Origin of the sequence: Fulvivirga maritima (assembly GCF_021389955.1) — a bacterium.
In the GTDB taxonomy this organism is placed as follows: Bacteria; Bacteroidota; Bacteroidia; order Cytophagales; family Cyclobacteriaceae; genus Fulvivirga; species Fulvivirga maritima.
Genome location: NZ_CP089980.1, coordinates 5185477 through 5198978, shown reverse-complemented (window position 1 = coordinate 5198978; position 13502 = coordinate 5185477). Strand labels below are relative to the sequence as shown.

At 38.5% G+C, this 13502-nt stretch carries 12 protein-coding genes; all 12 read left to right on the top strand.

From position 1 onward, the window contains the following. Positions 1-80 precede the first annotated feature (80 nt). Positions 81-398 carry a thioredoxin family protein gene (locus LVD15_RS21885; RefSeq protein WP_233777327.1) on the top strand — a complete coding sequence of 106 codons (318 nt, stop codon included), beginning with the start codon at positions 81-83 and terminating at the stop codon, positions 396-398. 7 nt (positions 399-405) lie between these two features. Then, a complete protein-coding gene (locus tag LVD15_RS21880) occupies positions 406-648 on the top strand; it encodes a DUF6952 family protein (RefSeq protein ID WP_233777326.1) in 243 nt (80 codons plus the stop codon). 125 nt (positions 649-773) lie between these two features. Then, positions 774-1460 (top strand): hypothetical protein, encoded by a 687-nt coding sequence (locus tag LVD15_RS21875; protein WP_233777325.1) that lies wholly within the window; start codon positions 774-776, stop codon positions 1458-1460. Further along, positions 1447-3045, top strand: coding sequence for a S8 family peptidase (locus LVD15_RS21870; RefSeq protein WP_233777324.1), 1599 nt, complete (start codon positions 1447-1449; stop codon positions 3043-3045). The genes LVD15_RS21875 and LVD15_RS21870 overlap by 14 nt, the downstream gene beginning before the upstream one ends. Before the next feature lie 23 nt (positions 3046-3068). Beyond that, positions 3069-3722, top strand: coding sequence for a ribulose-phosphate 3-epimerase (gene rpe / locus LVD15_RS21865; RefSeq protein ID WP_233777323.1), 654 nt, complete (start codon positions 3069-3071; stop codon positions 3720-3722). Between the two features lie 7 nt (positions 3723-3729). Beyond that, complete coding sequence (locus LVD15_RS21860; protein WP_233777322.1) at positions 3730-6084, top strand: TonB-dependent receptor; 2355 nt, start codon at positions 3730-3732, stop codon at positions 6082-6084. A 54-nt stretch (positions 6085-6138) separates the two neighbouring features. Continuing rightward, on the top strand, positions 6139-6729 hold the full coding sequence (locus LVD15_RS21855) for a penicillin-binding protein activator LpoB (RefSeq protein WP_233777321.1): 591 nt from the start codon (positions 6139-6141) through the stop codon (positions 6727-6729). 82 nt (positions 6730-6811) lie between these two features. Beyond that, the gene (locus LVD15_RS21850; RefSeq protein ID WP_233777320.1) at positions 6812-8212 is read left to right on the top strand and encodes a COG3014 family protein; all 1401 of its coding nucleotides are present in this window, start codon (positions 6812-6814) and stop codon (positions 8210-8212) included. Positions 8213-8336: 124 nt separating this feature from the next. Continuing rightward, the gene (locus LVD15_RS21845) at positions 8337-8792 is read left to right on the top strand and encodes a hypothetical protein (RefSeq protein ID WP_233777319.1); all 456 of its coding nucleotides are present in this window, start codon (positions 8337-8339) and stop codon (positions 8790-8792) included. A gap of 122 nt (positions 8793-8914) precedes the next feature. Then, a complete protein-coding gene (locus LVD15_RS21840) occupies positions 8915-9526 on the top strand; it encodes a hypothetical protein (protein ID WP_233777318.1) in 612 nt (203 codons plus the stop codon). Between the two features lie 129 nt (positions 9527-9655). Next, the gene (locus LVD15_RS21835) at positions 9656-10720 is read left to right on the top strand and encodes a hypothetical protein (RefSeq protein ID WP_233777317.1); all 1065 of its coding nucleotides are present in this window, start codon (positions 9656-9658) and stop codon (positions 10718-10720) included. Between the two features lie 186 nt (positions 10721-10906). Next, the gene (gene gyrA, locus LVD15_RS21830) at positions 10907-13465 is read left to right on the top strand and encodes a DNA gyrase subunit A (RefSeq protein WP_233777316.1); all 2559 of its coding nucleotides are present in this window, start codon (positions 10907-10909) and stop codon (positions 13463-13465) included. The last annotated feature ends 37 nt before the right edge of the window (positions 13466-13502 follow it).

The following is a 13502-nucleotide window of genomic DNA, read 5'->3' as shown; positions in this document are numbered from 1 at the left end:
TGATTCGCATGACAATTGTTCGAGAAGGACGTTAGACTACAAAAGAGAAAATTTTATAAATTAGCATAAAACTAAAAGACATGGCAGTAGAAGTTTTAACAGACGATAATTTTTCTTCAACCATAAAAGAAGAAGATAAAGTAATAGTAAAATATTTCGCAGGTTGGTGTGGTAGCTGCAGGCTATTTGCTCCTAAGTTTAAAAGGCTTTCTGGTGATGAGCGTTTTTCTGACATAAAATTTGTAGATGTAGATGCTGAGAATAATCCAGAAGCAAGAAAACTAGCCGGAGTGACTAACCTCCCTTTCTTTGCTGTTTTTAAAGAAGGTGAGTTACTAGGAACCGTTTCTACTAGTAAAGAGGATGGCGTAGTAGAATTATTAAGTAAATTAAACTAATTGAGCAATGAAGATTCCGGAAATTAAGAGACTGGTTGAAAATCATCAGTTAGAAGAATTGATCCAAGCTGAAGAAGATTTGGTTAATGAAAATGAATTAGCAATCACAGTAAAAGGAGATGATGAAGGTGAGCAACTTACGCATATTTTTGCGGCTATTTTTATCATTAACAAGATGAATGACGATAATGTAGACTTTAAAACTGCACTTAGAGAATATACTGGTAAAGTGAGAGAGTCTATCAATTAAAAGATAATCCTAATATATAAGTTCTTTTGAGCTTCAGGTATTTTGAGCAATAGTTCGAATGTCTGGAGCTTTTTTGTTTTATTGTCTCTAAAATTTGCTGTTCTTTAGTTAACTTGACCATATTGATGAAGAAGCTTTTTTTAATATTTATACTTTTTGCCGCCTGTAGTTCAGAAGATGCGGAGCCCGATGAATCCAGACTGGGGCTTGATTTTTATCCGATAGAAGTGGGGACTTTTCAGATTTACCATGTAGATAACACTAATTATCGCATTTCTGGAGATGTAGAACAAACCAGCTATGAATTAAAGGTTGAAGTGGTAGATTCTTTTTATAACCAAACGAATACGCTCACTTACATTACACATCGTTCTGAAAGGGCTGATGAAAATATGGAGTGGCAGTTCCGTTCTGCATGGCCAGTAAGAATTACGCCTTATCAGATCATACAGACTGAAGACAATATTCCTTACATAAAACTGAGCTTGCCAGTGGAAAATGGCAAAGAATGGGATGGTAATGCTTCTAATACTTACGAAGAAGATATTTATGAAATGGATAGTATCAATTCTTCCTATATAACCTCCATTTCTGATACTATTAACTCAACAGTTACCGTAGTTCAAAATGATAATCAGGATTTTACGGTACAGCTCGATCGTAGGTATGAAATTTATGGCAGAAATGTGGGGTTGGTTTATAAAGAAGATATCTCTCTACAATACTGTACTGATGCAGACTGTATCGGGCAGCAGCAAGTGATTGAAGGGTATGAATATCGACAATATTTAATTGATTATGGCAAGAATTAAACCTGTCCTTGCTGTCATATTTGCCATTATAGCCCTTTCAGCGGCGAATGCTCAGAACCGATATATGGTATTTTTATCTGATAAGGATAACACACCGTATTCTATTAACGATCCTGCACAATTTTTATCTCAGAAGGCCATTGATAGAAGATCTCGGTCAGGAATAGAAATCAATGAAAAGGATTTGCCTGTAAACCCGGACTATGTTCAAGAAATTAGAGACTTAGGCATCGATGTTTTTTATGAGTCACGCTGGCTCAATGGTCTTTTAATACAAACAGAGTCCTCTTTACTTAATGACATTACCGCTCTCGATTTTGTAGATTCAGTAAAATTGCTGGCTCCAGGCAGTAAACTTAGCGGAACAAGTCGAGTTCAAAATGAATCAGAGGCCATGACCGAAAATGCCAACACAGATGACCAGCTAAGCATGATGGGGCTTAACCTATTACATGAAGAAGGTTTTACTGGCCATGGTATGTTTATAGCAGTATTAGATGGCGGCTTTTCCGGAATTACTGATATAGCAGCCTTCCAACATTTATATGATTCTAGTAGACTTGTTTACACTTATGACATGGTGAGTAACCATGAAAGTATAGATGCTGGTAGCAACCATGGCACCAGGGTTTTATCGGTCATTGCTGGGTTTATTGAAGATTCATATGTGGGCAGCGCCTACAATTCTGATTATATGCTTTTTATTACAGAAGATAGTGAAACCGAATACACCATTGAAGAATATAACTGGCTCATTGCTGCAGAAAGAGCTGATAGTGCTGGGGTAGACATTATAAGTTCTTCTTTAGGTTATTTTGATTTCGATGATAGTAGTATGAATTATGATTATGATGACTTTGATGGTCATACCACTATCGTAGCCCAAGCAGCAGATTATGCCACCCAAAGAGGTATTTTAGTGGTAGTAAGTTCAGGAAATGAAGGAGGAAGCAGCTGGAATTATATCACTTCACCTGCCGATGCTGAAGGTGTAGTGTCCGTTGGAGCAGTTGGCATTGATTACGGTGTCAGTTTCTTTAGCTCAGGTGGTCCCACTGCCGATGGAAGGTTGAAACCCGAATTAATGGCTTTGGGCTCAGGAACCAGCATTGTTTCAGAATCAGGAAGCACCACTTCGGCTTCAGGTACTTCTTATTCAACTCCCTTGGTGGCTGGTTTTGCAGCTTGCTTATGGCAACAAACCCCAGAGCTGAGTGCTCAGGACATTCGCAGTCTTATGCTGCAAAATGCTACTCGTTCCAGCAATCCTGACAATGTACATGGCTACGGAGTTCCTAATTATAGATACATCATTTCGGGAGTGGATGTGCAGGGAGAAGAAAGTCCTTTTACGGTTTATCCCAACCCTATTATTGGTGATGAAATTCATATCAGCACTACAGGTATTATTGGAAAAACACAACTCAAGCTCTATTCGAAAGATGGATCATTAGTACTGCAAGAAACCATTGATTTCGGCCTCAATAGCGAAAATTCAATGAAAGTTAACTTAAGTAAAGGAATTTATTTCCTCCATCTTCAAGCTGATAGCAAAAGCTACCACTTCAAAGTGGTTAAATACTAGTTGATTTGTCTATCTTTGGCGACATGAGTAAACCTTTTATTGCACCTTCAGTTTTAGCTGCAGACTTTGCTAACCTTCAAAGTGAAGTAGAGATGCTCAATGAGAGCGATGCAGATTGGATTCATGTAGACATAATGGATGGCCGCTTTGTGCCCAATATTTCCTTTGGTATTCCGGTAACGGAAGCTATTAACAGACATGCTAAAAAGCCGCTGGATGTTCACCTAATGATTGAGCAACCAGAAAATTATGTGCAAGAATTTTATGAAGCCGGAGCTGCATCTATCACCGTTCATTATGAGGCTTGTCCACATTTGCATAGAAATATTCAGCAAATAAAAGAACTAGGTATAAAGGCGGGAGTAGCTGTGAATCCGCATACCAATGTGCAGTTACTGGAAGATATTATTTCAGAAATAGACATTGTATTAATAATGTCAGTCAATCCAGGCTTTGGAGGGCAAAAGTTTATTGAGAACACTTACAAAAAAGTGAAACAACTCAAGGAGATAATTATAGATGCTAATGCTCATACTCTGATTGAAATAGATGGAGGCGTAAAGGAAGGTAATGCTCGCAAATTACTCAATGCGGGGGCAGATATTTTAGTCGCAGGCAGTTTTGTTTTTAAATCAGAAGACCCAAAAGGTACTATACTGGATTTAAAAAACGTTTAACCTTCACATGAAATTTTCAACCTTATTATTCTTCCTAACCTTAACCTACTCTTTCTCATACGGCCAAAGTGGCTTAAAAGGCACTGTTCATGATGAACAAGGACATACTTTAGAAGGAGTAAGCATACAATTAGCTAATAGCACTAAAGGAACCGTTACTAATGCTAATGGCCTTTTTAAACTTACGCTAGCACCTGACACCTATATTATAGAACTAAGGCATGTGGGCTATAACCCTGTCTTCGATACTATAAAAGTGCGGTCAAATCAGTTTTTAGAAAGAGCCTATCACCTTAAAGAAAAGGCCGCTGTACTTCATGAAATCAGTGTAGAAGACTATAGAACTAATGATGAAGAGGTCAGTGTAACCCATATCAAACCCATTTCAGCTGAATCATTAGTGACTCCTTTTGGAGATTTTAACAAGATTTTAACCACATTGCCAGGTGTGGTGAGCAATAATGAACTTTCATCAGCCTACTCTGTGCGTGGTGGTAACTTTGATGAAAACCTGGTTTATGTTAATGAAATACCCATTTACAGGCCGTTTTTAGTGAGCAATGGCCAGCAGGAAGGACTTAGTTTTGTGAATACGGATATGGTGGAAAATGTGTCGTTCTCTGCTGGTGGCTGGCAGCCCAAGTATGGTGATAAGCTATCTTCAGTGCTCAATGTCAACTATAAAAAAACTAACTCTTTTGGAGCTTCAGCAAGCTTACATTTATTAGGTGGCTCGGCCCACATAGAAGGCACTAATAATGACGAAAGGCTTTCATATGTAGCTGGTGTGAGGCACAAATCAGCACAATACCTTTTAAATACGCTGGAAACCGAAGGTGAGTACTTACCTCGATTTACTGATATGCAGGCTTTTGTTAATTATAAGCTTAATAAAAGCACTGAAATTGGTGTTTTGGCCGCTTACGCCAGAAATAGATATTTAACTGAGCCTGAGAGTAGAGAAACGGACTTTGGTACTTTCAATCAATCCTTTAGGCTGTTTGTGGGGTTCGATGGTCAGGAAATCCTCCAGTATGACACTTACCAGGGTGGAATTAAGCTGACCAAGCATATAAATGACAGATGGACTTCGAAGTTAATTGTGTCTGGAGTTTATGGTCTTGAGCGAGAATATACTGATGTGGAAGGCGCTTATCGTTTATGCGATGTGGATCGGAACCTGGGTAGCAATTCTTTTAACGAATGTGTATATATAAGAGGAATCGGGTCTAATTATGACTATGGCCGAAACACTTTGGAAGCCAACATAATTAACGCAGAAGATCGCAACGTCTATCAAATTGATGACAAGAATACATTGGAATTTGGTTTAGGATATTCTTATCAAAACATTGAGGATCAGCTCAATGAATATTCTTTCAGGGACTCTTCTGATTATGTAATTGATATAGAATCATTGGAAGCGGAGAACAAACTGGAAAGCAATCGTTACACCGGTTATGTACAGCATACCCATTATTTTAACGCGGAGTTTTCTGCCACTTATGGTGTTCGGGTAAATTATTGGGATGTAAATGAGCAGTTTCTAGTAAGCCCCAGAGCGCAGATCTCATACAGTCCGAAGTGGGAGAGAGATATTACCTTTAATGCTGCGGTTGGTGTTTATCAGCAGCAGCCATTTTACAGAGAGCTAAGAAATTATCAGGGTGAGCTGAATGAGGACCTTAAAGCTCAACGTTCTATGCACATTATTGGAGGCATGAACTATAGCTTTAAGTGGTGGGACAGAGATTTTAAATTTATCAGTGAGCTCTATTATAAGAGAATCAGAAATGCCATTGCCTATGACATTGATAATGTTAAAGTAAGGTATTTTGCCAATAATGACACCAAAGCCTACGCTACCGGTCTTGATATGCGACTGAGTGGTGAATTTATCCCTGGAACAGAATCATGGTTTAGCTTAGGCATTTTGAATACGCGAGAAGATGTAGCAGGAGATAGTAAGAGCTACATCAGAAGACCAACGGATCAGCGAGTAAACATGGCCGTTTTCTTTCAGGATCATTTGCCTTCAAATCCTACTGTAAGGGTTAGTCTCAACTTATTGTTTGGTACTGGTCTGCCTTTTGGTCCGCCACAAGATTTAGAAAGACGAAATATTTTTAACGGTGGCTCATACCGCAGACTAGATGTAGGCTTTTCGAAAATTATTTTTATACAGGAAGAAAAGTATAAAAAAGAAAGGCAATTGATAATTAGTGCCGAAATACTGAACCTTTTAGGTACTTCTAACCCTATATCTTATACATGGGTGAGTGATGTTTCTAATAACCGATTTGCAGTGCCTAACACATTATCGGCAAGGTTTTTGAATGTTAAATTTGCTGTAAAAATATAGTACTTACTTATAACACTTATTAATTTTGTCAGGTTTGTTTTAAATCAATTATTTATGAAAAATTCTATAAAAACCTTAGTTGTGGCCATTTTCTCGGTTGCTGTGCTTTTTGGGTGTTCTCAGAGAACAGTAACAAGAGTGAGTCCTGATCAGCAGATTGATCTTAGCGGCCGTTGGAATGATGTTGACTCAAAGATGGTGGCAAATAAAATGGTTCAGCAATTCCTGAACAGCCCCAGATATCAGCAATATTCAAGTGATAATGGCAAAACTCCAGCTATTATTGTAGGTTACATAAAAAATAAAACCAGCGAGCATATTGATTCTGATAACTACATCAAGAAATTTGAGATGGAAATATTCAACTCAGGCCTTGCTGACCTAGTAGAATCTGCTGAATTCAGAGAGAAACTAAGAGAAGAAAGAGCAGACCAACAAGAGTTCTCTTCACCAGAAACAGCTGCTAGCTGGGGAAAAGAATATGGTGCAGACCTTATGCTATTCGGAACCATGACTTCTGAAACAGATACTTATAACAAGAAAAAAGTAGTGAACTATATCACCACCCTTTACCTTACTGACCTGGAGACTAACAAAAGAGTTTGGTACGGACAAGAGGAAATCAAAAAGTATATAGAAAACTAATATGGCTTTCACCGGCTCTTAATTAATTGTAATTGAGAGTCGGTATTTTTTTAAGATATCATTTCCGTATCATTCAAGATCTATGAGGGGTTTTAAAGTTCAGGTTGTTATACTATTAACTGTTTTTGCTTCATGTGCCACCTACTATGAAGTGAATCAGGAGTTTAACTATGAGTTTGAGAAGGGGGAGTTAAATGCTGCTAATCAGACACTTGCCAAAAAAAGCAAAAAGCTTGAAAAAAGTAAAAACAGGCTTTTATATTATCTCAATAGAGGAGTAGTGCTCTCTATGCTAGGCGAATACGAAGAAAGTAATCGTTACCTCGAAAAGGCCTACCTATATACAGAAGACTACCAAACTAACTATGTCAATGAGGCCGTTTCCATGCTCTCCAACCCTAATTTTGTAGCATACAAAGGAGAGAACCATGAAAACCTCATGATGCTTTATTACAAAGCCATGAATTATCTGCGCATGGGCCAGTATGACAATGCGCTGGTAGAATGTAAAAGACTCAACATTAGGCTCGATCAGCTTAGTGACAAATATAAAAGCGATAAGAAATATCAGAAAGATGCCTTTATTCATACTTTAATGGGCATAATATATGATGCTCAGCATGATTATAACAATGCCTTTATCGCTTATAGAAACGCTTTAGAAATATATAAAAACGATTACGCTGATATGTTTGGCGTAAGCGTGCCTGACCAACTTAAAGAAGACATACTCAGAACAGCTTATCTCACAGGGTTTCAGCAAGAGTATGATCTTTATAAAAAGGAGTTTGGTATGGAAAATTATAAATACCAACGCACTGATGGTGGTGATTTGGTCTTCTTCTGGCATAACGGCCTTGGCCCGGTTAAAACAGAGTGGAGCATCAATTTTGCCGTGGTAAAAGGCCAGGGCGGAGTAGTTAACTTCACTAATGATGAATATGGCTTTAACTTTCCTTTCCCGGTAAGTTATGATAAAGAAACAGGCAAGTCCGGGCTTGAAGACCTGGAGTTTTTCAGGGTAGCTTTCCCTAAATATAAAGAGAGACCTACGGTATATTCAGCTGCTAACCTGAGTGTTAATGGAAATCAATATCCGTTAGAGCTGGCTGAAGATGTTAACGCAATAGCCTTTAAGAGCTTGAAAGATAGAATGTTAAAAGAATTTGGCAAAGCCCTGCTTAGAGTAGCTTTAAAAAAGGCCGCTGAAGAGGCCGCCCGAAATGAAAAGGATGGTCTAGGTGCTGCCGTAAGCCTTTTCAATGCCATAACAGAAAAGGCGGATACACGTAACTGGCAGACGCTGCCGCACAGCATTTACTATACGCGTGTACCTTTAAAAAAAGGAGAGCAGCACATTACTTTAGAAATGAAAGGCAATAAAGGCGATCAGAAAGAGGAATTTGTTTATAATGTAAAATCAGGAGAAACTATATTTCAGACTTTTTCTTCTTTAGATTATGCAGTAAAGCTTTATCCTTGAGCACTAATTATCAGATACTGAGGCTTTTTTTTGCGAAAAAGTTGAATTAATAAATCAAAAAGCCTTTATTCGAGGTTTTGTATGTAAGGAATCAATTATTTATAAATAAAAACAAAACGAATAAATGAGGAAGATCAATTTAATTTTGGCAACACTTTTTACTGTAATGGTTTTCGGAACAGCTCAGGCTCAGGATGATGAGTATTTAACTGACGAAAATTTAAGAAGATATGCCATTATGGAAGAGGTTATCGATGACATGAAGTCGGAAATTAGTGTGGTTCTTAATGACATGATTAAAAATCAAGAAGGAATAGACGGTAAAAGATATTCTGAATTGAAAAGTGGATCAGGAGAAGCAGCTAGCGACTTTGAAAACAAGTTCATGGATCAAATCAACAACATGGTAGAAGAAAGAAAAGAGGCTATTGGTGATGTAGTTAAAATCTTGGCTACCAAAATGCTACCTGACGGAGGTAAAGCATATAACGCTATCAAATCTAAACTAGCTTCTGACGAAGAACTAAAAACAAAATATGCAGCTATTAAAGCTGAAGTAACAGGCGAAACTGCTGAGTAATCAGTATGACCTGATATAACAGAATGTATTAAGGAAGGCTCGTAATGTTATTGCGGGCCTTTTTTATAGCATAAAAAGTATTATATTGACTATTAATCAAACTATTTATCAATTAATTATTCATGTTTTCTGAAAATGAAATAGCCACTTTGGTAGAAATGCCAGAGATAAGAAAGGTGACTTTAGAAGCTAAGCAGCTTTTCATTGAAGGCGAAGTAAGCCTTTTGGAAATCACTAACCATGACTTCCTTTCACTTATCATGATGACTCCCGCTATAGGAGTGGCGCTAGCTAATGGCAGCATCAGTCTGTTTGAAGAATTGGCGCTCAATAAAATGGCCAGAAAAATGTCTAAAGGCGGTTATTTCATGAAGATAGATCCGGTAGCTCATGCTATGAATTATCTCATTAAAAACTATGCCGCTTGGGAGCAGCCTTTCTTTGAGGTGATCAAACATTGTATGGAGCATACTTTTAATAAAGAGCAACTGCTCAGCATGAAATCAAGTGATATGATAGATCCTGTGCAGCGCTTTGCCAGAGATCTGATGACCGTGCCTTATATTTTTGTACGGTTTTTGAGTACTGTTATTTTAAATGATGAATCAGACATAGTGGAGCAAAGAAGCATCTCTAAGGTGGAATATGAGAAGATTATAGATATCGGAGAAAAATTGGGACTTCACCAAATACCTGTATTCGACTCGTTCTGTAGAACCTTTGAGGTAAAATAAGGATAGAAAACTGATGTCCTGAACATAATATTTTTTAATTTTGCCTGTTTTAAGAGATGTGGGCATTTTTTTCGGATACCAGTTTAATTGAGTTAGTGAAGCCTGAGTCCCACAGCTAGATATTATAAAATGATCTTAGAAAGGATTAAAGTACTTTTTTATATTTTCACAGTCGTAATGGGCCTGGTGGCTTTTTCATTCCATACCGCTACTGCACAGGTAGAGCAGGATGATGAGGAAGCGTCTATTCCGTTAGATCATTTTTACCTTAAGCCTAAAGGAAGAGGCCTGAGAACCTTTTTGAGTAAATTTCATTGGAGCTTCTCTACCGGTTATGGTCATACCTTTTACCGACAAGATTTGGATGGTTTTGCCTTGGTGAACCAGCAGGATAATGGCCCCGTTATTTATGATGCTAACCCCAGCGGAACTGGAGGCATAGGCTATAACTATTGGTTTAATGATGTAAAAACCACTAATAACATCGCGGCCGGACCTAATGATTTTACCGTAAGCAGTGACACCACAGACCTTAGATTTAAAGCCCCAGGCACCAGCATACCGCTCAACTTCACCGTGCATATGGAGTTTGATCGCTATAAAATAGGAGGGGGTGTTATGTTTGAATACCATCGCCCGGGTACTTTTAAGCCTACCGTTTATGAAGACCAGATCAGCAGCTTTGAGCCTGATTTTGGTAGTGCTTTCTATAAAAAATATTACCTGATACTCGGAGCAAGGGTATATCGCTATTATGAATACAGCATTTCTGTAGATGCTAATATTGGGGCTTTCAACCTCTCTAAAAAGTTTAATAAAGAAGTGATGGACAAAGGAGTGTATGTAAACCTGGGAGCTACCTTTGAACGTGACATGTCTGAATATTTTAAGTTGTTTGTAAGGCCTTCTTTTGATATTAAGAGCTTTACTACCAACATGCCGGAAAGTAACCTTTCCATTTCTCAAAGTATGAATGCGGCCTATCTAACCTTTGGATTTACCTACCGCATACCCGAGCTGCCAAAATGCTTTTTAAAGCAATGTACCACACAGGTAAACCACCAGCACGGCGAAAGAGAGTATAGGAGCAGAATGCATCCTATCTATAAAAAGCAAAACCCTCACCACGGTGAGAATTACCCTACTTTAATTAAGTATAAAAAGAAGAACAGGAACAAACTGAATGCTTATTAAAGGGCGGCATTAACCTGCTTTTTTGTTTATAATTTGGCTTTTTTAAATAATACTTGGTACGGCGGATCATAAGTTAATAACTATTGATGCGTAATAGCTAATAATTGTTGGTTAAGGCTGTTAATTACTAGCTTATTTGCGTAAATTCGCCATGATTTTACAAATAAACGACCTTTAAATTACTCTATGGCTGACGAATCTAATGAGAATCTGCCGGCAGGCAGACAGGGTATTATACCCATCAATATTGAGGATGAGATGAGAGGAGCCTACATAGATTATTCTATGTCGGTGATCATATCCAGGGCACTACCAGATGTAAGAGATGGCTTAAAACCTGTACATAGAAGGATTTTGTATGGTATGCTCGAATTGGGTGTTAATTACAATAAATCTTATAAAAAATCTGCCAGGATCGTAGGAGAGGTACTAGGTAAGTATCACCCTCATGGTGACTCAGCCGTTTACGACACTATGGTGCGTATGGCTCAACCCTGGTCTTTGAGATACCCATTGGTAGATGGCCAGGGAAACTTCGGTTCCATAGACGGTGACTCTGCTGCGGCCATGCGTTATACTGAGGCTCGCCTTAAGCGTATCGCTGAGGAGATGCTTACAGACATCAACAAAAACACCGTTAACTACCAGTCTAACTTTGATGACTCCCTAAAGGAGCCTTCTGTAATGCCTGGTAAGCTGCCTAACCTGTTACTTAACGGCTCATCAGGTATCGCAGTAGGTATGGCTACTAACATGGCTCCGCATAACCTTAGAGAGGTAGGAGCAGGTATCATCGCCTATATAGAAAATAATGATATCACTGTGCCAGAACTTATGGAGTACGTTACGGCCCCAGATTTCCCTACAGGAGGTATCATATATGGTTATACTGGTGTAAAACAAGCTTTTGAAACAGGAAGAGGCCGCGTGGTAATGCGTGCTAAAGCCGAGTTTGAAACTACCAGCACCGGAAGAGAACAAATCATCGTTACAGAAATACCATACATGGTAAATAAGGCCAGCATGATCGAAAAGACTGCTGCCCTGGTGAACGACAAAAAAATAGAAGGTATCTCTGATATCCGTGATGAATCTGATAGAAACGGATTAAGAGTAGTGTATGATCTTAAAAAGGATGCTATCCCTAACATCGTACTTAACTACCTTTATAAATATACGCAGCTTCAATCTTCTTTTGGGGTTAATAACATTGCCCTGGTTAAAGGAAGACCAGAAACACTGAATCTGAAAGATCTTATTAAATACTATGTAGAGCACCGCCATGAGGTAGTGATCAGACGTACGCAATATGAGCTTGACGAAGCAGAGAAAAGAGCGCACATATTGGAAGGTTATCTTATTGCTTTAGATAATCTTGACGAAGTAATATCATTGATACGTAACTCACAAGATCCTGACAGTGCTCGTCAAGGATTGATGGAGAAATTTGAACTTTCAGAAATTCAGGCCAGAGCCATATTGGAAATGAGACTCCAAAGGCTTACCGGAATGGAAAGAGACAAAATATTGAAGGAATACGAAGAGGTGAAAGCCTTAATCGATGACTTGAAAGATATTTTGGCCAGAGAGGAACGTAGAATGGAGATCATTAAAGATGAGGTTAATCAGCTGGTAGAGAGATATGGAGATGACAGAAGAACGCAGATCGTTCATAGTGCTGATGACATCACAGTAGAAGATATGATTCCTAATGATGAAATGGTAATCACTATTTCTCACCAAGGATATATTAAAAGATCAGCTCTTACTGACTACCGTACTCAAGGACGTGGTGGAGTAGGTAGCCGTGGAGTATCTACCAAAGATGATGACTTTACAGAACTACTCTTTATAGCCCGTGCGCATAACTATCTATTGATTTTTACTGATAACGGTAAAGTATTCTGGAAGAAAGTATATGCCATACCTGAAGGAAGCAAAACTTCTAAAGGACGAGCCATTCAGAACCTGATCAATATAGAGCCTAACGATAACGTAAGAGCGGTAATAAACGTAGAAAGCCTTTCTGATGAAGACTATGTGAAAAATAACTTCTTAATGATGTGTACAGTAAAAGGTACCATCAAAAAGACTACTTTGGAAGCATATTCTAAACCAAGAGCTAACGGTATTAACGCCATTACCATCAGAGATGATGATCGTTTACTTTCTGTAAGACTTACTAATGGTGATGACCACATTGTAATAGCCAAGCGAAATGGTAAGGCCATTCACTTCCATGAATCAGATGTAAGACCAATGGGACGTACCGCTACAGGTGTTAGAGGTGTAACGCTGGAAGACGAAGATGATAGGGTAGTGGGCATGGTAAACATACACCGTGAAGAGTCTAACCTGCTGGTAGTATCAGAAAATGGTTATGGAAAGCGCTCATTAGTAGAAGATTACCGTATCACGAAACGTGGTGGTAAAGGAGTGAAGACCATCAACGTTACAGAGAAGACTGGCAAGCTTGTTGCAATTAAGGAAGTAATAGATACTGATGATCTGATGATTATCAACCGATCAGGAATTACTATCAGGCTGGAAGTGAAAGACTTACGTGTGATGGGTAGAGCTACGCAAGGAGTGAAGCTGATCAGATTAAATGAAAACGATACCATTTCTTCAGTAGAGAAAATAGAGAAGATAGATGAGATTGAAGAAATAGATGATGAACTGGAAGAAGGACAGGAAGGAGCAGATGACAACCAGGAAACATCTAATGATAATAATGAAGAATAATTAACTTTAAGCAAACTAAACAAAGAATAGAAACACC

Excerpts from the sequence above, each read along its gene's own strand:
- LVD15_RS21850 (WP_233777320.1), top strand. The coding sequence starts at position 6,812 with ATGAGGGGTTTTAAAGTTCAGGTTGTTATACTATTAACTGTTTTTGCT.
- gyrA (WP_233777316.1), top strand. The coding sequence starts at position 10,907 with ATGGCTGACGAATCTAATGAGAATCTGCCGGCAGGCAGACAGGGTATT.
- LVD15_RS21855 (WP_233777321.1), top strand. The coding sequence starts at position 6,139 with ATGAAAAATTCTATAAAAACCTTAGTTGTGGCCATTTTCTCGGTTGCT.
- LVD15_RS21860 (WP_233777322.1), top strand. The coding sequence starts at position 3,730 with ATGAAATTTTCAACCTTATTATTCTTCCTAACCTTAACCTACTCTTTC.
- LVD15_RS21880 (WP_233777326.1), top strand. The coding sequence starts at position 406 with ATGAAGATTCCGGAAATTAAGAGACTGGTTGAAAATCATCAGTTAGAA.
- LVD15_RS21840 (WP_233777318.1), top strand. The coding sequence starts at position 8,915 with ATGTTTTCTGAAAATGAAATAGCCACTTTGGTAGAAATGCCAGAGATA.
- LVD15_RS21885 (WP_233777327.1), top strand. The coding sequence starts at position 81 with ATGGCAGTAGAAGTTTTAACAGACGATAATTTTTCTTCAACCATAAAA.
- LVD15_RS21835 (WP_233777317.1), top strand. The coding sequence starts at position 9,656 with ATGATCTTAGAAAGGATTAAAGTACTTTTTTATATTTTCACAGTCGTA.
- LVD15_RS21870 (WP_233777324.1), top strand. The coding sequence starts at position 1,447 with ATGGCAAGAATTAAACCTGTCCTTGCTGTCATATTTGCCATTATAGCC.
- LVD15_RS21845 (WP_233777319.1), top strand. The coding sequence starts at position 8,337 with ATGAGGAAGATCAATTTAATTTTGGCAACACTTTTTACTGTAATGGTT.
- LVD15_RS21875 (WP_233777325.1), top strand. The coding sequence starts at position 774 with ATGAAGAAGCTTTTTTTAATATTTATACTTTTTGCCGCCTGTAGTTCA.
- rpe (WP_233777323.1), top strand. The coding sequence starts at position 3,069 with ATGAGTAAACCTTTTATTGCACCTTCAGTTTTAGCTGCAGACTTTGCT.